Origin of the sequence: Pseudoalteromonas sp. 120-MNA-CIBAN-0494, from assembly GCF_040308885.1 — a bacterium.
Lineage (GTDB): Bacteria > Pseudomonadota > Gammaproteobacteria > Enterobacterales > Alteromonadaceae > Pseudoalteromonas > Pseudoalteromonas nigrifaciens.
The window spans coordinates 132427-152623 of record NZ_JBEOOE010000004.1 but is presented as its reverse complement, the minus strand read 5'-3'; the positions used below and the strand labels follow the sequence as shown (position 1 = coordinate 152623).

Sequence of the window (20197 nt, the reverse complement as noted above, 5' to 3'; positions counted from 1 at the left end):
TTTTGCTAACTATAGCAAAGTGTTGACTAAGATTGGATATAAAAACGGTACTATTACAGCCGTTAAAAGCGCACTTAATGCCATGGCAACCGATGAAAATGCACCTATTTTAGGATGCTCAACCAATGCTGCTGCGGTGCCAATAGCGTGACAGGCAGTACCCATGGCAACGCCTTGCGCTTCATGGTTATAAATTTTAATTAGTTTAAAAAGTACAAAGCCAAATAAAGCACCCAATAAACCAATAAAAATAACCAAGGCAGCAGCGAGCGAGTCAATACCGCCTAATGACTCGGTTACAATTAGCGTTATAGGAGTTGTTACACTCAATGCTGCAACTGAGGCGCTAAGTTGTGTGGGTACAGCAAATATCATGCTGAGTAAAAAAGCCACTACAGTGGCGTTAATAATCCCTAAACTACAAGTGGTTACAATTAAGAGTAAGTTTTTACGTACATGAACAAACTGCTGATATAAAGGTAATGCTAGTGCCACAATAGCGGGCTCTAACAGCCAACTTAGTAATTGGCTGTGGCTAGCAAATTTAGTGTAAGGCAAGTTTAAATTAACCAAGAGTAAAGCAATAATAGCTATACTTAAAAATACAGGGTTAGTAAGTGATTTTAAAATAACATGCTTAACCCGCTGGTTAAGTAGCCTTAATAATAAAAACAGCGCAATAATAAACGGTACGCTAAGCCACCATAAATCTGGAGTTAGTTGTGTTGTTAGCGATTTTAGTTGCTCAGTCATTATTTACGCGTCCTTTAAAGTAGGCAATAACACTACTCACTAACAATAAGGTACTAATAGGGACTAGCAATACAATGGCAACTAAAAAAGGCCAATGCGACTTTATTAAGCCAAGGTGCTCAATAAAGCCAACCCCCGCAGGAATAAAAAAGATGGGCATAATATTTAAAATAGGTGAAGCGCAGGGCTTTAATTGATGCTCTTTTACTATGCCAGTTAACAGTAGCAGCAATAAAATAACCATTGCTAGTAAAGGCGCAGGAAAACTGCCGCCAATACTGTGCATAATGAATTTAGCCGCCGCTAAGCAGAGTAAAATAATTGCGCTACTTAACACATATTTCATTAGAGAGCTCATTGGAAAGTCAGGAATTTAACTTTAACAAATCCCTGTTATTTATGCATGCATCATCTTACCAGCGTTTAGGGTTGGCATAATGAATATCGGTTTTACCCTTTGCTTTAGCAATTGCCTTTTTGGTATTTGGGCTAAGTAATAATCTAATTTGGCTAAAGGTTTCTTTGGCGAGTATGTTGCGTTGCTGAGTTTTATAGCTTTGCTGGGTAACGCGCTTAATTGCCGCCAGAGTGTCGGGGGAGCGGGCTAATAGTATTTCCAACATTTTTTGTGTGGCAGCCTCGGTGTCATCAGTTACTTGAGTGACCAAGCCAAGCTCTTTTGCTTGTAGCGCACTTATTGGATCAGCATGGCTGGCAAGCCATAGTGCTTGGTCGCGTTTTACTAAACCGCTCATTACAACATTAGCCCCCATATCTGGGCATAACCCCCAACGCGCTTCCATAATGGCAAATTGGGCATCGTGGTGCACTATTCTATAGTCAGCGCCGAGTGCAATTTGCAATCCACCGCCAAGGCAGTTGCCATTAATTTGGGCAATAACCGGCACGCTAAGCGATTGCCAACCCAATACTACCCGCTGGGCTAAATTTTTATTGCCAGGTAACCATTTAAATAATAATTTAATAATATTAAGCGGCGACGCCATAACTGCGGCTATATCTAACCCCGCGCAAAAGTGATCGCCATCGCCTTTTAAAACTACGGCGCGGATGCTGCGATCTTTTTTAAGCTTTTTTATTATTTTATTAAGCTCAACAAACATAGCAAAGCTTAAAGCATTTTGTTTTTGAGCTCTGCTTAGTGTGACAATTGCAATGCCTTGTTGTTTTTCTAACTTTATCATTTTGCACTCCTCTGACCTGTTGCCTGAGCTTATGATGTTATTTAAGTTAAGTAAAGTGAGCGTGGTTGATTAGGGTCTGTTTATCTTTCAAGGTTAAATTTGCAGCAGTGTGTTTGGTATTTAGGCAAGGCAGAGCCTATGTGGTGTGGTTATTCCCCATAAATAGGCGATAACGTAGCATCAATGCCAAACATGCGCTGCCCGAAGGGTTCTGCCTAGGGGCGATTGACTCTTTGTTGCTCGGTTTTTACTTAGCCCACTAGGTTACAAACCTCGCGCCGTGATTAAATCGCCCCTAGTTTGAACAAATTTTAATCCGCAAAGGTCAACAGACCCTAAAATAAAATGAATTTATTACTCAGCGGCAGGTCTCAATTGATTGATTTTACTTATAACAATTAAGAGACTGAAGAAAGTCAGTTTTTTCAGCGTTTTTTTCTCAAAACAACGATAACTTTTGGTATTATGATCATACTTTAAAAGCTCAAAGGTTAACTACTCATGTCAGGCCCGCGTTTATACACAGAAGAAGAAGCAACTCATCAAGCGTACGATATTTTTTTAGAGTTGGCACCAAGCAACCTGAATGAGCAAGACGTTGAAACTTTTAATCAATACAGAGAAGAACTTGGTTTTATTGAAGAGGGCGAGCCCGATGAGCAATGGCAGGATTTTGTTGCTCTAGAAGTTGAAGCTGATCATTTTTTGCAGGTGTTAGTAGGCTTAGAATTTGAAAATGACGATGTATTATTCGCTAAAATTTTAATTAGCCGTGATAAAGACGCGCCTTTTTGTCACATTTTATGGAAAGAGACTGAGTAACTCAGTTTTAGTTAAAGTTGTTTTATGATCACCTACAAGAGAGAGTGTTTTGCGTAAGTTTTTATTCTTAATTTTTTTAATGGTTTGCCGCCCAAGTTGGGCTGTCGATCCTTTTGAAGATTTTCATGAATACGGACAACTCTCGGATGAAGAAATTCATGATTTACATAAAGGCGAAATGCTTTACGGCGACACCGAATTTGGTTTTATATTAAGTAAAGGCAATACTAATTCGACCAGTTTTAAACTCAAAGGTAACCTTTATCAAGATTTTGAAAGCTGGCGTAATCAATTTAAAATAGATTCCTTATACAAACGCGATCATAACGATGACACCGGAAAGTCTGATGTGACCGCTAACCGGGTGTTTATATCAGCGCAAGGTAACTACAAAGTAGGCGTTAAGAATTCCTCATTTTTTATTTATGGCGATTACGAAGAAGATAAATTTAGCGGTCTAGCGTTTAAAAGTACTGTAGCAACAGGTTATGGTGCGCGCGTTTACCAAGGCGTTAAAAATAAAGTTGATATTGATATAGGACCTGGTTTGTATCGCTCTGTGGCTGAGGAGCAGTCTGATGTTAGCGAAGATGATAAAAACAAAGTAGGTTATTTAGTGCGCTTTGCTATGCAATGGGAGCGGTTGGTTTCTGAGCGAACGCGCTTTAACCAAGATGTAAGTATAGAGCAGTCTTTGTCGGGGCTTAATTCACGATTAAAATCAGAAACAGCCTTGATCAGCCAAGTAATTGGTGGGGTATCACTTAAGTTTGCTTATATGTATCGTTATAATTCCAAACCTGAAGAAAATAAGCTCAAGTTTGACTCAGAGCTCAGCGCAACATTAGTTTATAGCTTTTAAGTTGTTTTATTTTTAATCGTATCGTTATTTAATTTTGAGAGTGTTATGTATCAGCATAAGCAGTATGCGCTATTTATATTTTTTGTATTAGCCTGGATTGGTGGCTTTGTAGCCCTTGCCTGGAATTTAATTGGGGCTGATGGCCCACTTATGGTGTTTGCCGGTATTTTAGTGCTGGTGGTTTTTTTGTTTCATGGCTTAACCGTAAAAGTAAATGACACTCATATTAGTTGGGCATTTGGTCCTGGTGTTGCTGGGCAAAGTATTGCACTTGCAGATATTGCAGAAGCTAAAGCGGTGCAAAACTCGTATCGTCATGGGATTGGTATTCGTATTACCCACGATGGCTGGATATATACAGTGTCTGGTTTTAGTGCTATTCAACTTACCCTTAAGGATGGCACTTTATACAGAGTGGGTACTAATGATCAGCAAGGCTTACTCACAGCGCTTGAAGGTAAAATAGCACCTGCAGAAACACTTAAAGCAGCTTCCGATGATGCTAAACCTGCTGCGGTTTAAATGTAATTAAATTGAGTTTAGTAACAAAAAAAGCGCCTTAGGCGCTTTTTTTATTTGCTTAGGGCATTTTAGTGGTCGTGACCACAACCGCCTTCACCATGTACATGACCATGGCTTAGTTCTTCTTCGGTTGCATCGCGTACTTCTAAAATTTCTACATTAAAGTTAAGCGTAATACCAGCCAGTGGGTTATTACCATCTACAATAACTTCTTCGTCTTGAATGTCGATGATCATGACTGATTGATCGCCATCATCGGTTGATGCACGAAACTGCATACCCACTTCAATTTCCATGCCTTCAAACATTTCTTTAGGCACAGCTTGCATTAAGTTGTCACTACGTTCGCCGTAACCTTCATCAGGTTCAACTTTTACGCTTAACGTGTCGCCAGCTTGTTTGCCTTGCAGAGCATTTTCTAGGCCTGAAATTAGATAGCCGGTGCCAATAATAAAAATTAGTGGTTCGCCATCGAACGAGTTATCAATGGTATTGCCGTCATTATCTAATACCGAATAATGCATTTTTACCACTTTGTTTGCTGCAACGATCATAGTCAGTCCTATTTATTCATCTTCAAGAGAGTAGGGTAGAGGAAGAATGTTTAGCTCTACCGAAGGAGTGTGTTTTGCACGAAGTACCTGAGTAACATCAGTATCGTTTGGCAACACTACAAGGCCAGTAAGTGTTTTACTTTGTTCATTAAAGCTCTGGCTGATAAGTTTACCAGCGCGGCGCCAGTTTTCGCCTAGTTGTCTTTCTAGATCCAACTCAGTAAGTAACCCATCGCTTTGCCCTGAAACGATATACATAGCACGCTTATTTTTACCTAAGTATTTCATTCGTGCTACGGTTTCTTGCCCTGCGTAACAGCCTTTTTTAAAGCTAATGCCACCTATTGCTTGCAAGTTAACCATTTGCGGCACGTATTCACCAATCGCTTGCTCATTAAGCTGTGGCTCGCCGGCTAAAATAGCAGCTTGTTGCCATAGCATATCGTTATCAAGCGTTACTACGTTATCAGGCAAGTTAAATTGCTCATCTACCATTAGTAAAAGTCGATTGCCGGTAAGCTTAAGAGCTTTACCATGGCTAAAATCGCATGCAGTGTCTTGCGCCGCAAATTCGATATTAAGTTGTGTGAGTAACTCAGTAAAGTCGTCGCTAATTAAGCCAATTAATCGCTGTGGTGCTACGTTAATGTCTACTTTAGCAAATACCGCATACTTTTTTAACTCGGCTAAAGAGCACTCTACTTCAGCCTTAGAGCCAATTAAATAGTAATGATCTTGATGAGAAAATAATTTAAACACGCCCCATAACTTACCTTTGGCGCTACAGTGCCCGGCCCAAAGATAATTGTTGTTGGTTAGCTTGTTGATATCCTGAGTGATTTGTCCGTGAAGATAAGATAATTTATCTGCGCCAGAGAAGCTAATAAGCTGATGAGATAAAGCACATGCATGAACAATCGACATAAACACCTTCTTTGACTATTTAATGAGGTAACATAATAACGTAGATACAACCTTGGGTACAGCAGCTAACTCTGTACGGGTTTTTATTATTTTAATAAGTGATTAAGAGCTGCTAAATTAATTGGTATTTGTTAAACTCAGGTCAATTAAATATGAGGTTTAAAATGACTGAAATTCATAGTAAAGCACGTATCCGTTGGGCTTGTCGCCGTGGCATGCTAGAGCTAGATGTATTGTTTATGCCCTTTGTAGAGGATGCTTTTGATTCACTTAGCGTTGAACAGCAAGCTATTTTTCAGCGTTTACTTACCGAAGAAGATCCTGACTTATTTGCTTGGTTTATGGGCCATAAAGAATGTAAAGATGAGCAGCTCAACAGCATGGTGCAACTTATTTTAGACCGAGTTCGTGTATAGGTTTACAGTTACAGCAAACAAAACAGACCATAAACCTATTGTGGTCTTTTTTTGTGTTTTAACATTATTGCTGTGCTTATTTTTAAGTTCACTTGAGGCAATCATTTTTTGCATAGTTGTTAACTTTGTAGCGGCCATACTTGTATGGCTAAAAATGCAGGCTGTACAGCCACTCGAAGGCGTTATTATTTTAGCCCCAAAGCAGTTTAGGTTTGAAAATAACACACGGTTAATTCAAGGCGAAATAAGTGCTAAAAGCCGCTTAATTGGCAATAGTGTTTGGCTTTATATTAAGGGTTTTAATAACAACTATTGGCTGATTATTACAGCCAATAGTGTTGATGTACAAAGCTATGCGCGCCTAAAACGCGCTACACTTAATGCAATTAACGCTGTGGAGTTAAAATAGTAGGTGTTGGATTAGCGTTTTGCTCTGGGTAATCAATAGTGTAGTGCAGGCCACGGCTTTCTTTACGCTCAAGTGCACTGCGAATAATTAGTTCGGCAACTTGTACCAAATTACGCAGCTCTAACAAGTTATTACTAACTCTAAAGTTAGCGTAATAGTCATGTATTTCCTGCTGTAACAACTCAACTCTATGTAGTGCACGCTCTAAGCGTTTGGTTGAGCGCACAATACCCACGTAGTCCCACATAAACAACCTTAGTTCATGCCAGTTGTGAGTAATCACTATTTCTTCATCTGAATTAGCTACGCGGCTTTCATCCCAGTGCGGCAGATTAATGGGCTCTGGTGCATGTTCAATTTTGCTTAAAATGTCTTTTGCAGCCGCATGGGCAAACACAATACACTCTAGTAATGAGTTACTCGCCATACGATTAGCACCATGTAAGCCGGTATAAGCAACTTCACCTACTGCATATAAGTTATCTAAATCGGTTTTACCATTAAAGTCAGTCATTACTCCACCACAGGTATAATGCGCTGCAGGTACAACAGGAATAGGATCTTTGGTAATATCGAGCCCGACACTTAGACACTTTGCATATATAGTGGGGAAGTGCTCAATAATAAAATCTTTATCTTTGTGACTAATGTCTAAAAATACGCAATTGGCACCCAAACGTTTCATTTCAAAGTCGATAGCGCGAGCAACAATATCGCGAGGAGCAAGCTCTTCACGCTCATCAAACTCGTGCATAAATCGGCTGCCGTCGGGGCGTCTTAAATAAGCGCCTTCACCACGCATTGCTTCGGTAATTAAAAAGTTTTGTAATTCAGGGTGGTACAAACTGGTTGGATGAAACTGGTTAAATTCCATGTTCGCCACTCTACAACCCGCACGCCATGCCATAGCAATACCATCACCACTGGAAACATCAGGGTTTGAAGTATACAAATACACTTTACTAGCGCCACCTGTAGCTAAAGCAACAAATTTAGCCGCAATTGTTTCTACTTTTTTGGCGTTTTTATTCCATACATACATGCCATTTATATGTGAGCTGGCTTTATTGCCGCTTTTATCTGTAATTAAATCAATGGCGTTGTAATGCTCTAACAGGGTGATGTTTTTGTGGGCTTGAACTTGGCTGATTAATGTAGTTTGTACGGCTTTACCAGTAGCGTCGGCGGCGTGTAAAATGCGTCGGTGGCTGTGGCCGCCTTCACGCGTTAAATGAAAACGCTCTTTACCATGGCTATCCAGCTCTATATCAAACGGTACGCCTTGATTAATTAACCATTGCAAACAATCGTGGGCATTACTAGCGGTATAGTGCACTGCTTCTTTGTCGCATAAGCCACCGCCCGCATCGAGCGTGTCTTGCACATGTGATTCTATACTGTCATGTTTCTTATCAAATACCGCGGCTATACCACCTTGGGCATAGAGTGTGGAGCCTTCAGTGAGTGCTCCCTTACTGATTACGGTAACGTTACAATAGTTAGCTAAAGATAAGGCAAGTGATAAGCCCGCTGCGCCGCTACCGATAATAGCGACATCTGCAATGTGATGTTTATTTTGGTTCATGTCAGAGGTACTTTGCGGTTACAATGCCCATATAGAGCAATGTTTGTTTTCAATAGTGGTAGTTGTATCATATTTGCCATCATACCAAGTAGTAATTTTGGCTCTAACTACGGTTATTTACGACTATTTAATAAAAAAACAATATAAAGCAGAACTTTTTATTCATGTAAGAGTCAGAGTATCTGTGAACAATGGCGACACTATGAATGATAAGCAAAAATTAGACACAGGAGTACCGGCTCGAATGAGCGAGCAGGATCAAGATTTAGCGCTAGTAAAAAGGGTTCAGCAAGGAGATAAAAACGCCTTCAACCTATTAGTAAAGAAGTATCAAAACAAAATTGCCGGTTTGATCTCACGTTATGTGTCAAATCAGGGTGATATTGCAGATGTAGCACAAGAAGCGTTTATAAAAGCTTATCGTGCGCTTCCTAACTTCAGGGGCGATAGTGCCTTTTATACTTGGTTGTACCGTATTGCAGTAAATTGTGCTAAAAATTATTTAGTCGCTCAGGGGCGTAAACCGCCAGCAAGTGATATAGACGCACAAGATGCCGAATTTTATGACTGCGCGGACTCAATGCGTTCTAACGCATCTCCTGAAAATTTACTGCTGAGCGAAGAAGTACGCGCTGTTATTTTTAATACGATTGATAGTTTGCCTGAAGATCTTAAAACCGCAATCACCCTCAGAGAAATTGAAGGGATGAGCTATGAAGAAATAGCTGTGGTAATGGATTGCCCAGTCGGGACGGTACGTTCGCGTATATTTCGTGCCCGTGAAGCAATTGATAACAAATTAAACCCATTAATAGGCGAGTCTTAGTATGATAAAAGCACACGTTAACAGGTTAGATGACGAATCGTTATCTGCATTACTTGACGGCGAGCAACAACTAGCAGATGCAAAAATTGCAGAGCAAGACGTTGCTACCTTTGGCCGTTATGCGTTAATTGGTGATGCAATGCGAGCTCAAAAAGATCACAGCGATATTCATATTGATATTAGCAAGCGTGTTGCGTTAGCACTCGAAAGCGAACCAGTATATGCAGATTTCAGTCAGTCTAAAGCGCAATCTGCGCCGCAAAGTGATACTATAAACGACAATAAAGTTGTGGCATTTAATTGGCGCAAGCCAGTGGCACAACTTGCGATTGCAGCAAGTGTTGCTATGTTTGCTATTGTAGGCGTAAATATGTTGCCACAGGGCGATGGCGCGCAACAAAGCGAAATTCCATTGCTGCAAACAACACCTTTTACAGGTACTGCATCACCAGTGAGTTATTCATCGGAGCCCGCGCTTAAAAACGCAGAAAATGGTTTGCGTGAATTGCAGCAGCAACGTATTGGCGCACTTGTTTTAGAGCATCAACGCCAAGCTCGTGTTGCACATTCATTAGAGGCTGCGCAAACGGATGCAAAAAAACCAGAGGAAAACAACTAATTAAATGAAAGTAATTACTTTTATTCTGTCGCTGGCAATCAGCTTTAATACCTTTGCCAGCGACACCAATCCTGCCAAAGATTTACTGCTTAAAATGGCTAATGCCGTTCATACCCGTAACTTTGACGCCTCGTTTGTGGTTGTTAAAGGTAAAACCATGGAACCCTACCGTTGGTTACATGCAAAACAAGATGACATTGAGATAGAACACTTAAGTTTACTCAATGGCGCGGGCCTAGAAATGGTACGCGTTGACAACCAAGTTACTTATTTTGAGCCGCAATCAGAGCCTTATTCACTTACAACTGATTCAATTGCAGGGCCAATTCCTGAAGTACTGTTTAAAAACGTTGAGCGTTTAAGTGGCCATTATGACTTTGTACTTGGTGGAAAAGGGCGTATATCAGGACGAGCAGCTCAGTTAGTACGTATAGAATCTAAAGATGAAGACAAATATAACTACTGGATTTGGCTTGATATGGAATCCTCTTTATTACTAAAAGCGGCCTATGTTAATCATCAAGGCGAAGCTTTAGAGCAACTGCAACTTACCCACATAAGTGTTACAGAGCAGCCTGCTAGTATGTTGCTGGAAATACTTAATCGCAACTTTCCAACCCCGTTACCAAATAACTCACTCGAAACATTGGACAGTAATACGGCAAAAACGTGGAAAATAGACTGGTTGCCAGCAGGCTTTGAATTATTAAAATCAGACCGCCATAAATTAGATTTAAATAATGAATTAACCGACTACTATTTATTTTCAGATGGCTTTGTAGAAGTGTCGGTATTTATACAAAGACCTTTGCCGGGTAAGCGCTTAAGTGGCTCACTCACCTCTGGGGCAACCACAGTTTATGTGCACAACGGCGGTAATTTTGACGTTTCGGTGGTGGGTAATATTCCTAGTTTAACGGCCAAAAAAATTGCAGAGTCGGTGACCCGCGCATTATAAATGATTTATAAAGAGTTGTTATGATAGAACAAACCTTAAAAGTTGTGGCCCTTAGTGGCCACATTGCACATTTAGAGGCACAACAAAAACAAGCATGCGAAGGCTGTAATGGTCGTTGTGGATCGCAGGTGTTTAGTAAGTTATTTGGCAGTGCTAAAAAAACCTTTCCCTATAAATTTGACACGCCCGTAGTGGTGGGACAAAAAATTACCTTGTCGCTCGATGACAGCCACGTTGTTAAACACGCATTTACTGTATATATGTTGCCGCTATTTTTAAGCCTAGGCTTTGCGCTAGTTGCCGCTGAATTACTGTTAGTTACCGAAGGATGGCAAATTTTAGCTGCTGCTTTGGGTGGCGGTATTGGCTTTTTAATGGCTAAAATGTGGGTTAAATCATTCAGGCATGATATCAAAGTGATAAAAATTCATCCAATTAGCCTTCCTTTAACTCAAATAGATGGTGATTGATGCCAATTAAATGTAAAATTGCCCGCTTACGCCACAGCAACTTGAAAATATAAAAACAAATATTTTCAAGTTGTTTAGGTATATCTACTTAGTCCATTAAAATAGAGTTTAGAATCCATTTTATGAAGCATATCCGTAATTTTTCGATCATCGCCCACATTGACCATGGTAAATCGACCCTTTCAGATCGTTTGATCCAAGTTTGTGGTGGTTTAACCGACCGTGAAATGCAAAAACAGGTTTTGGATTCAATGGATATTGAGCGCGAACGTGGTATTACCATTAAAGCGCAAAGTGTAACCTTGAATTATAAAGCCAATGACGGCGAGATCTACCAGCTTAACTTTATCGACACCCCAGGGCATGTTGATTTTACTTATGAAGTATCACGCTCATTAGCAGCATGTGAAGGTGCGTTACTCGTTGTAGATGCTGGTCAAGGTGTTGAAGCACAAACACTGGCAAATTGTTACACTGCCATTGAAATGAACTTAGAAGTAATACCTGTACTTAATAAAATAGATTTACCACAAGCCGATCCGCTTCGTGTGGCTGAAGAAATCGAAGATATTATTGGTATTGATGCCCTAGATGCAGTGCAATGTAGCGCTAAAACTGGCGTTGGTATTGCCGAAGTACTTGAAATGATAGTTAAAGATGTACCGCCACCGGTTGGCGATAAAGATGCTCCTCTTCAAGCACTTATAATTGACTCATGGTTTGACCCATACCAAGGTGTTGTATCATTAGTGCGCATTAAGCACGGTGAACTGCGCGCGGGCGACAAAATTAAAATCATGTCGAACGATCACGTACACACAGCCGATCAGGTAGGTGTATTTACACCAAAGCAAACTAACACAGGTATTTTAAGAACCGGTGAAGTAGGCTTTGTAATTGCTGGTATTAAAGAAATACATGGTGCACCTGTTGGCGATACTATTACTCATCAAAAAAATGCGGCACCATTGCGTTTACCTGGTTTTCAAAAAATAAAACCACAAGTGTATGCAGGTATGTTCCCAATTGCTTCTGATGAATATGAATCGTTTCGTGATGCGCTTAATAAATTAAGCTTAAACGATGCGTCGTTATTTTTCGAACCAGAGAACTCAACAGCACTTGGTTTTGGTTTTCGTTGTGGCTTTTTAGGCATGCTACACATGGAAATTATTCAAGAGCGTTTAGAACGTGAATACGATATTGATTTAATTACCACAGCACCAACCGTAATTTATGAAGTAGTGACTAAAAAAGACGGGACTTTCCAAATTGATAACCCATCTGATTTACCTGCGGTAAACGATATTTTAGAAATTCGTGAACCGATTGTAGAAGCCAATATTTTAGTGCCGCAAGAATACTTAGGTAGTGTTATTACCTTGTGTGTTGATAAGCGTGGCATGCAAACTAAGATGTCATATCATGGTAAGCAAGTTGCGGTAACTTACGAACTTCCTATGGCAGAAGTAGTTATGGACTTTTTTGATAAGTTAAAATCAACCAGTCGTGGCTTTGCATCGCTTGATTACAACTTTAAGCATTTCCAAACATCAGATATGGTACGTGTTGATATTTTGATCAACTCAGAGCGCGTCGACGCGCTGGCGATCATTGCTCACCGCGATAGTGCGCAATCACGTGGTCGCCAATTAGCCGATGCACTAAAAGAGCTAATTCCACGTCAAATGTTTGATATTGCGATTCAAGCAGCTATTGGCGGACATGTTATTGCCCGTACTACGATAAAACAGATGCGTAAAAACGTAATTGCTAAGTGTTACGGCGGTGACGTGAGTCGTAAGAAAAAGCTACTTAAAAAGCAAAAAGATGGTAAAAAACGCATGAAGCAAGTAGGTAACGTTGAAGTGCCTCAAGAAGCGTTTTTAGCTATTTTAAAAGTTGGTAAATAAAAACAAAGGATTATAAATGGCTGGCTATTTTTCAGTTTTATTGGTGCTATTAACCTTAGGCTCAGGTCTAATATGGTTAATAGACCACTTAATGTTTGCGCCGAAACGAAATGCGAATTTGGCTATGGCAGAGGCTTCTGCTGGTGGTAAATTAGATGAAGAAACTGCCGCATTAATCGCACCAGAGCCTATGCTTACTGAAACAGCAAAGTCGATTTTTCCGATGATTGCTGCTATCACTATATTTAGATCGTTTATGTTTGAACCGTTTCAAATACCTTCAGGTTCAATGATGCCTACTTTATTAGTAGGAGATTTTATTTTAGTGCAAAAGTATTCGTACGGAATTAAAGACCCAGTATGGCGCAGCCAATTAGTTGATGTAGGTGAGCCTGAGCGTGGTGATATTATTGTTTTTAAATACCCGCTAGACGAAAAGGTCGATTTTATTAAACGCACAATAGGCTTGCCTGGCGATATAATTGTTTATCGTGATAAGCGTTTATATATTCAACCTAATTGTAAAGCTGGTGAAACCCAGCAGGGTGAGCTGCTTTGTAATGAATTTAATAAAATTGATTTTAAATTAATTAATGATGACGAATTTAAGCAAGGCTCAATGGCATTAGCGCGTTTAAATGAAAACTTAACTACGTTAAGCCATGATATTTTAATTAACCCTCAGGCGCCTGAACGTAAAGGGCGTTATTATCAGCAACCAGGTACACCTACCGATGAATGGGTTGTTCCTGCTGATCATTATTTTATGATGGGTGATAATCGCGATAACAGCCAAGATAGTCGCTTTTGGGGTTTTGTGCCAAAAGAAAACTTGGTGGGTAAAGCTGTCTTTATATGGATGAGTTTTGAATTTGATAATGGCCCAGATGACATTTTACCAGGATGGGTTCCAACTGGTGTTCGTTTTGAACGCCTAGGTAATATTCAATAGCAATGAAAAAAAATGTAACAGAACTATACAAAACAATAGACTACATATTTGCAGATCAAGGCTTGCTTGAGCAAGCAATGACGCATCGTAGTCATAAAGGTCAGCATAACGAGCGACTAGAATTTTTAGGCGATTCAATTTTAAGCTTTGTGATTGCAAATGCGCTGTATGCTAAGTTTCCTAAAGCGCGTGAAGGCGATTTAAGCCGTATGCGCTCTACCTTAGTGCGTGGTCAAACATTGGCTGAATTTGGCTTAGAGTTTGGCTTAGGGGATTATTTACGCTTAGGTCCAGGCGAGCTAAAAAGTGGCGGCTTTCGTCGCGAGTCAACACTTGCCGATGCCGTAGAGGCGATTATTGGCGCTGTGTTTTTAGATTCGGATATTGAACGCTGTGGCGAATTAATTTTATCTTGGTATGAAGAGCGTTTAAATGCTATTTCACCAGGGCTTAATCAAAAAGATCCTAAGACCCTGCTGCAAGAGCATTTGCAAGCTCGTAAACTATCGTTACCGGGCTATACAGTTGTTGATACAAAAGGCCAGGCACACAATCAAACATTCACGGTTGAATGTATTGTTGATGGCATGGATAGCATTATTTCTGTTGGTAGCTCGCGTCGTAAAGCCGAACAAAAAGCTGCTGAAAAAGCATTGAAGATACTCAAAAATGAACCTTGATACCTTAATACAACCACACGATGGCGATATAGATACGTTTTGCGGCATGATCGCAATAGTAGGGCGCCCTAACGTAGGTAAATCTACTTTACTTAATAAAATTATTGAGCAAAAGGTTAGTATTACCTCACGTAAGCCACAAACCACACGCCACCGTATTATGGGTATTCATACCGAAGGTAAGCATCAAGCTGTTTACGTTGATACACCTGGGCTACACGTTGAAGAAAAACGTGCTATTAACCGCTTAATGAACCGCGCAGCATCAAGTTCAATTGGTGATGTAGAGCTTATTATATTTGTAGTTGAAGGCACCCACTGGAATGCCGATGACGACATGGTACTTAATAAAGTATCGCAAAGTGGTAAGCCGGTATTATTGGTGATCAATAAAATAGATTTAGTAAAAGATCGCGACCTAGTACTGCCTCATATGAAGTGGTTAGGCGACAAGTTTGACTTTATTGGTATTATGCCAGTGTCGGCTGAGCAAGGTAAAAATATCGACTTGATCAAAGCTGAAGTAACTAAACGCCTTCAGCCAAGTGAATTTTATTTTCCAGAAGACTACGTAACCGACCGTTCAATGCGCTTTATGGCAGCAGAAACCATTCGTGAAAAGCTAATGCGTTTTATGGGCGAGGAGCTACCGTATTCTGTTACTGTTGAAATAGAGCAGTTTAAATGGCAAGAAAACGGTATTTGGCATATCAATGGTTTAATACTCGTTGAGCGCGAAACACAAAAGCGTATGGTGATTGGTAATAAAGGCGAAAAGCTAAAAACCATTGGTCGCGAAGCACGTAAAGATCTTGAAGAAATGCTCGATAATAAAGTGTTTTTAGAGCTTTGGGTTAAAGTTAAATCGGGTTGGGCTGATGACGAGCGCGCATTAAGAAGCCTAGGTTATGGTGAAGACTAATAATCTGCTAGCAGTTTAAATTATGGATAGCGACTTCTACAGAGCGTATTTATTACATCGGCGTCCTTATAGTGACTCCCAAGTAATGCTTGATATGCTAGTAGAAGGCGTTGGCCAACTTAGAATGCTAGCCCGTATTAGTGGCCGCCAGGCCACTAAACATAAAGCGCAATTACAACCTTTCCAAGCCTTGTTGGTACATTACAACGGCAAGTACGATTTAAAATACATCAACAAATTTGAACTGCACGGTACGCCACTTTTTTTAAAAGGTGATGAGCTTTATTGCGGCTTTTATTTAAATGAATTAACTAATCGAATTGTGCCAATTAATGAACCGATTGATCAGGTTTTTCAGCTTTATAATACGCACTTAAAAAACCTTAATAGCGGTGCTAATTTACAAGCAGTACTGCGTTCTTACGAATTTCAACTATTAGAACTATTAGGTTATGGCGTCGATTTTAGTTTTGACGCCAGCGGTGAACCCATAGATGAAAAGCGAACGTATAGCTATTTTGCAGAAGTTGGCTTTTTAGTACAAGACGATCCGCGCTCTGGATTTAGCGGTTTGCAACTTAATGCCATAGCTAATCATGACTTTAGCCAAGCAGATGTGCTATATATGGCAAAGCAATTAAGCCGCTACTTATTAAAGCCACTACTTGGTAATAAACCATTAAAAAGTCGTGAGTTATTTGCGGCCTCTCAATAAACGTAATTTTACAGGTAAAATAATGAAAGATATTCTTTTGGGTGTAAACGTTGATCATATTGCAACACTTCGCCAAGCACGTGGCACTAGCTACCCTGATCCAGCACATGCAGCAAGTGTAGCTGAGCATGCAGGAGCCGACGGTATCACTATTCATTTACGTGAAGATCGCCGTCATATTCAAGACCGTGACGTGTATGTAATGGCTAAAACCATACAAACACGCATGAACCTTGAAACAGCCGTAACCGATGAAATGATCAATATTGCACTTGAGGTAAAACCTGAGTACGTATGCCTAGTGCCAGAAAAACGCGAAGAGCTAACCACCGAAGGCGGACTTGATGTGGCGGGTAATCTTGAAAAAATTACCGCAGCAACAAAAACCTTGAGCGACGCAGGTATTAAAGTTTCGTTATTTATTGATGCCGATAAAGCGCAGCTAGATGCAGCTAAAGCAACAGGCGCTCCGTATGTTGAAATTCATACCGGTGCTTATGCAGATGCTACAACCGATGAGGCAATAAGCAAAGAGCTTGAACATATTCGCCAAGGCGTTAAATACGCAGCCAGTATTGGCTTAATTGTCAATGCGGGCCATGGTTTGCATTACCATAATGTAAAACCAATTGCCGCAATGGAAGAAATTTATGAGCTTAATATTGGTCACGCCATTATTGCTCGTGCCGCCATTGATGGGCTAGATAAAGCCGTACGCGATATGAAACGCTTAATGCTTGAAGCGCGTGCCTAAAGCCTCGCTTTAAATAAGCTACTTGAAGCTTCTTGCTACTTAGTTATATTAGGTGCATGGAGCTTCTAATTTTGAGCCCGGCTGTTATGCAAGTTAGCAACTAGCTTGGGTGAGTACAATTAAAGCCACTAAAAGTTAAGAATACACTGCTAAAATAGCGCCACTTGGATCGCGAATAATAAAATAGCTTTGGCCACCATATTCAGTCGGCCCTTTAATAATTTCGCCTCCTAACTCCAGCGTTTTTTGTGCGCTAAGCTGAGCATTTTCTACGCGAACATACATTAACCACTGTGCTGGTAAATTGGCGTTATCGCCCTTAGCATGGCAAATGCCTGCAATTGTCCCTTGTGCGTTATTCATATTAAAATCATTGTAACTGCCCATATCTACAGGCTCTTTTTGCCAACCAACAACGTGTGCATAAAAGTCGCTGATTTGCTGTGCATCAGCCACAGTAAGATCGCGCCATTCAATACTACCAATTACTTTGTTATTGCTTATAAAGTCTCTTCCTGTTTATTGTACTGATGGCGCAATAGCTATCGTATTATAGTTTCGAGCCTTTAATTTTTAGCATCAAGTAGTAAGTTCTCTAGCTCGTCTTGTAGTTCAAATAACTCAGGTTCAATGCTGGCTAATACGCAGTTACTTTTTAACGCGGTTTCGATTGTTTCGGCCAGCGACTTTAATTTAGGTACGCCAGTGTAGCAACACGCACCATGTAACTTATGAATAATGCTCAGTACTTGTTTACAGTCTTCATCGGCAATAGCTTGTGCTAATAGGCTAAGTGTTTCGGGCACGCAGAGTAATAACATATTGAGCATTTCTAATGCCAGCTCACTTTTACCGCCAGCATGTTGCAGTGCTATGCCCCAATCAAGGCGCACACTCTTAAAAGGGGGCGGGCTTTGTGGCATGTTTTTTAGTTTATCGCGGCTAACTGGTAGTTGTGGGCTGTGATCGCAAATAATTTGATTGAGCATGTCCTCATCAATCGGTTTAGTTAAATACCCTTCAAAACCGTCTTTTAATAGCTGCTCTTTTTCGCTATGCAGTGCATGTGCGGTTACGGCAATGATGGGCGTATCTTCGTTTAATGATGATTCTTTAATTAACTTACAGGCAGTAATACCATCCATAATTGGCATTTGTATGTCCATAAATATTACGTCGTACTTATGGCTTTTACTTAAACTGTAAGCTTGCGAGCCATTGTGCGCTGTGTCTATTAGCTCAACCTGCTCATTAAGTAAGGTATAAATTAATTTTAAGTTAGCGTCATTATCGTCAACTACTAATACTTTTAACGGCAAGAGTGTTTGCTCATTTTGCTCAATGTTGTGCACCGGGTGATCTAATCGATACGGCGCGGCAAGTAGTTCACACAATTTACGATGGTTAAGTGGTTTACTTAAGCAGGCATCAGCGCCACTGCCAATAAAGGCTTCACGCATACTATGCGATACCGTGTTGAGCATTAAATATAAATAGTCGGTTGATTCACGCACCGCTTTTACATGAGCCTTTAAACGCTGCATATCGTTAACCGAGGCCATATCACCAATGATACAAATATCATATTGCTGCTCTTTATTGTCGATTGCAGCTAAAAATTCTGCATCGCTAAAGCAGCCGGTCACACTTATTTGCCATTCGTTAAGCAAAGATAAAACAGCATGATGGGTGTGCTCGTGTGGCTCTAAATATAAAACATGCTTACCGAGCAAAGATTTAGTTGGTAAGTCACTGGCAAACACATGATTAGGCAGTCTAAATACGCCATTAAAGGTAAAGCAGGTGCCATTACCAGGGGCTGAGTTAAGTGTAATTTTACCACTCATGGCCTCTACAATATGCTTGGTGATAATTAGCCCCAAGCCAGTGCCACCAAATTTACGGGTAATACTTGAATCGGCTTGGCCAAAGGCGGTAAATAATGCATCTTGCTTATCAACAGGAATACCTACGCCTGTATCGGCCACTGAAACTAAAATTGAGGTGCGCTCATCATCGAGTAGTCTATGGCTAATGTCGACTTTTATAGCGCCTTTTTCGGTAAACTTAATTGCGTTACTTAATAAATTAATTAAAACTTGTTTTAATCGCGTAGGATCACCGGTTAGGTGATCGGGCACTTGCGGGCTAATATAAATAGACAGCTCAAGCTGCTTATCATGGGCGCTTGGGGCTAACAGCGTCATTACTTCGTTAACGGTATCGCGCAACTGAAACTGAATAGACTCAAGTTCCATAGCGCCCGCTTCTAATTTTGAAAAGTCTAATATATCGCTAATAATGGTCATTAAACTATTAGCCGACAGTTCAATGGTATCTAAGTAATCTTTTTGGTTTTTATTTAATGGCGTTTTATGCAGCTGACGCGTAAAACCAATCACGCCATTTAAAGGGGTGCGTAGCTCATGACTCATTTTTGCCAAAAAGTCAGATTTAACTCGGTTGGCATCTTGAGCTTCTTTTTTTGCCATAGTGAGCTGAATATTTTGCGTTTCGTACTGCTCTAATGTTTCGCGGTAATCACTGGTGGCTTGATCAATGTTTTTTTGCATTTCATCTTTTTGCATCACCATAGAGTAAGAAATAGTATTTAACCCTTCGCGGAGTAACTCAAACTCACCAATCATGGACTCGTTTAAACCAGTTTCTCTTTTACCTTCTACGAGCCTATCGGTTGCCAGTACTAATTTATTAAGAGGGGTCATAAACATATGGCTAAGTTTAAGTGCTAAAATAGCAGCCAGTACTAGGGCTAGTATAATAACAATACCACTGACCAGTAAGGCTCTTTGCTGGCCAATAACCGCTTGATCTCTATTTAACTGTAATACCACAGTTCCTAGTGAGGTTTGAAATATCGATTTATCCCACTTTGTATCAGGACTTGTGTGATTAATAATGGGTGTAAAAAAGGTAATTAAATCATCTGTTTTATGGACTTGAGTGGCATTAAGATTATTTAGTTGCTCGTTGTTGAGCAAGTCATCAAACGAGCGATGATAGTTACTGGTTATTATTAGCTTATTATTGTCGTCAAATAATGCAATCGCCTTTACTACCGGGGAGTGCTTATTGTGGGTATAGCTAATGACACGATTTAGTAGTTGTTTGTTTTTTTCAAGTAATGGCTGCTCAAGCGCAATAGCAAGGGGCTCTGAAATAGTCGTCCCTTGTTGATATAAAATTTCATCAAGCTCAATGTAACGATTTATTGTAAAATAACCACCGAGTAACAATCCAATGATCACCGTGGGGATCAGAGTGAGTGTTAAAACAGAATCGCGTAAGCCTAATTTAGTCATATTGGGAGCGTTA

At 40.3% G+C, this 20197-nt stretch carries 23 protein-coding genes; 15 read left to right on the top strand and 8 right to left on the bottom strand.

All coding sequences use genetic code 11. The features are described from left to right. Positions 1 to 9: 9 nt before the first annotated feature. The 3 genes from AAEY55_RS05150 to AAEY55_RS05140 form a co-directional block, all read right to left on the bottom strand. Positions 10 to 753, bottom strand: coding sequence for an LrgB family protein (locus AAEY55_RS05150; protein ID WP_086995023.1), 744 nt, complete (start codon positions 751 to 753; stop codon positions 10 to 12). Beyond that, a complete protein-coding gene (locus AAEY55_RS05145; protein WP_011327412.1) occupies positions 746 to 1099 on the bottom strand; it encodes a CidA/LrgA family protein in 354 nt (117 codons plus the stop codon). Before AAEY55_RS05145 ends, AAEY55_RS05150 begins: the two co-directional genes overlap by 8 nt. A gap of 67 nt (positions 1100 to 1166) precedes the next feature. After that, a complete protein-coding gene (locus AAEY55_RS05140) occupies positions 1167 to 1958 on the bottom strand; it encodes a crotonase/enoyl-CoA hydratase family protein (RefSeq protein ID WP_089367841.1) in 792 nt (263 codons plus the stop codon). Between the two features lie 501 nt (positions 1959 to 2459). Here AAEY55_RS05140 and AAEY55_RS05135 point away from each other — a divergent pair. The 3 genes from AAEY55_RS05135 (at position 2460) to AAEY55_RS05125 (ending at position 4164) form a co-directional block, all read left to right on the top strand. After that, complete coding sequence (locus AAEY55_RS05135; RefSeq protein ID WP_011327414.1) at positions 2460 to 2780, top strand: HI1450 family dsDNA-mimic protein; 321 nt, start codon at positions 2460 to 2462, stop codon at positions 2778 to 2780. A 79-nt stretch (positions 2781 to 2859) separates the two neighbouring features. Beyond that, complete coding sequence (locus AAEY55_RS05130) at positions 2860 to 3642, top strand: DUF481 domain-containing protein (protein WP_086995029.1); 783 nt, start codon at positions 2860 to 2862, stop codon at positions 3640 to 3642. Between the two features lie 45 nt (positions 3643 to 3687). Beyond that, positions 3688 to 4164, top strand: coding sequence for a hypothetical protein (locus AAEY55_RS05125; protein WP_350550354.1), 477 nt, complete (start codon positions 3688 to 3690; stop codon positions 4162 to 4164). Between the two features lie 68 nt (positions 4165 to 4232). On the opposite strand, the gene AAEY55_RS05120 is transcribed toward AAEY55_RS05125, so the two are convergent. Both AAEY55_RS05120 and ygfZ read right to left on the bottom strand, forming a co-directional pair. Then, a complete protein-coding gene (locus tag AAEY55_RS05120) occupies positions 4233 to 4718 on the bottom strand; it encodes a peptidylprolyl isomerase (protein WP_011327417.1) in 486 nt (161 codons plus the stop codon). A 12-nt stretch (positions 4719 to 4730) separates the two neighbouring features. Next, on the bottom strand, positions 4731 to 5642 hold the full coding sequence (ygfZ, locus tag AAEY55_RS05115) for a tRNA-modifying protein YgfZ (protein WP_182684463.1): 912 nt from the start codon (positions 5640 to 5642) through the stop codon (positions 4731 to 4733). A gap of 164 nt (positions 5643 to 5806) precedes the next feature. Between ygfZ and AAEY55_RS05110 the strand changes: the two genes are divergently transcribed. After that, complete coding sequence (locus AAEY55_RS05110) at positions 5807 to 6058, top strand: succinate dehydrogenase assembly factor 2 (protein WP_011327419.1); 252 nt, start codon at positions 5807 to 5809, stop codon at positions 6056 to 6058. Positions 6059 to 6098: 40 nt separating this feature from the next. Continuing rightward, a complete protein-coding gene (locus AAEY55_RS05105; RefSeq protein ID WP_179807123.1) occupies positions 6099 to 6467 on the top strand; it encodes a hypothetical protein in 369 nt (122 codons plus the stop codon). Here the strand turns inward: AAEY55_RS05105 and nadB are convergent. Further along, positions 6445 to 8052: an L-aspartate oxidase gene (gene nadB, locus AAEY55_RS05100; RefSeq protein ID WP_011327421.1), complete on the bottom strand. Its 1608-nt coding sequence runs from the start codon at positions 8050 to 8052 to the stop codon at positions 6445 to 6447. The two genes, AAEY55_RS05105 and nadB, sit on opposite strands and share 23 nt — an antisense overlap. A 244-nt stretch (positions 8053 to 8296) precedes the next feature. On the opposite strand from nadB, the gene rpoE reads away from it, so the two are divergent. The 10 genes from rpoE (at position 8297) to pdxJ (ending at position 16861) form a co-directional block, all read left to right on the top strand. Further along, complete coding sequence (gene rpoE, locus AAEY55_RS05095) at positions 8297 to 8878, top strand: RNA polymerase sigma factor RpoE (protein WP_011327422.1); 582 nt, start codon at positions 8297 to 8299, stop codon at positions 8876 to 8878. A gap of 1 nt (position 8879) precedes the next feature. Beyond that, the gene (locus AAEY55_RS05090) at positions 8880 to 9497 is read left to right on the top strand and encodes a sigma-E factor negative regulatory protein (RefSeq protein WP_011327423.1); all 618 of its coding nucleotides are present in this window, start codon (positions 8880 to 8882) and stop codon (positions 9495 to 9497) included. A gap of 4 nt (positions 9498 to 9501) precedes the next feature. Continuing rightward, positions 9502 to 10455: a MucB/RseB C-terminal domain-containing protein gene (locus tag AAEY55_RS05085; RefSeq protein WP_011327424.1), complete on the top strand. Its 954-nt coding sequence runs from the start codon at positions 9502 to 9504 to the stop codon at positions 10453 to 10455. 20 nt (positions 10456 to 10475) lie between these two features. After that, positions 10476 to 10925 carry a SoxR reducing system RseC family protein gene (locus AAEY55_RS05080; RefSeq protein ID WP_011327425.1) on the top strand — a complete coding sequence of 150 codons (450 nt, stop codon included), beginning with the start codon at positions 10476 to 10478 and terminating at the stop codon, positions 10923 to 10925. 122 nt (positions 10926 to 11047) lie between these two features. Next, complete coding sequence (gene lepA, locus AAEY55_RS05075) at positions 11048 to 12838, top strand: translation elongation factor 4 (protein ID WP_011327426.1); 1791 nt, start codon at positions 11048 to 11050, stop codon at positions 12836 to 12838. 16 nt (positions 12839 to 12854) lie between these two features. Beyond that, entirely contained in the window at positions 12855 to 13790 is a 936-nt protein-coding gene (gene lepB / locus AAEY55_RS05070) for a signal peptidase I (RefSeq protein ID WP_350550349.1), read from the top strand. A 2-nt stretch (positions 13791 to 13792) separates the two neighbouring features. Next, positions 13793 to 14470, top strand: a complete 678-nt coding sequence (gene rnc / locus AAEY55_RS05065) for a ribonuclease III (RefSeq protein ID WP_041454353.1) — start codon at positions 13793 to 13795, stop codon at positions 14468 to 14470. After that, positions 14460 to 15392, top strand: a complete 933-nt coding sequence (gene era / locus AAEY55_RS05060; RefSeq protein WP_011327429.1) for a GTPase Era — start codon at positions 14460 to 14462, stop codon at positions 15390 to 15392. The genes rnc and era overlap by 11 nt, the downstream gene beginning before the upstream one ends. 22 nt (positions 15393 to 15414) lie before the next feature. After that, on the top strand, positions 15415 to 16107 hold the full coding sequence (gene recO, locus AAEY55_RS05055; protein ID WP_011327430.1) for a DNA repair protein RecO: 693 nt from the start codon (positions 15415 to 15417) through the stop codon (positions 16105 to 16107). 22 nt (positions 16108 to 16129) lie between these two features. Beyond that, on the top strand, positions 16130 to 16861 hold the full coding sequence (gene pdxJ, locus AAEY55_RS05050; protein WP_011327431.1) for a pyridoxine 5'-phosphate synthase: 732 nt from the start codon (positions 16130 to 16132) through the stop codon (positions 16859 to 16861). Between the two features lie 135 nt (positions 16862 to 16996). Here pdxJ and AAEY55_RS05045 read toward each other — a convergent pair whose 3' ends face one another. Then, positions 16997 to 17317: a VOC family protein gene (locus AAEY55_RS05045; protein ID WP_350550346.1), complete on the bottom strand. Its 321-nt coding sequence runs from the start codon at positions 17315 to 17317 to the stop codon at positions 16997 to 16999. A 110-nt stretch (positions 17318 to 17427) separates the two neighbouring features. Next, positions 17428 to 20184, bottom strand: a complete 2757-nt coding sequence (barA, locus tag AAEY55_RS05040; RefSeq protein ID WP_192531825.1) for a two-component sensor histidine kinase BarA — start codon at positions 20182 to 20184, stop codon at positions 17428 to 17430. Between the last annotated feature and the right edge of the window lie 13 nt (positions 20185 to 20197).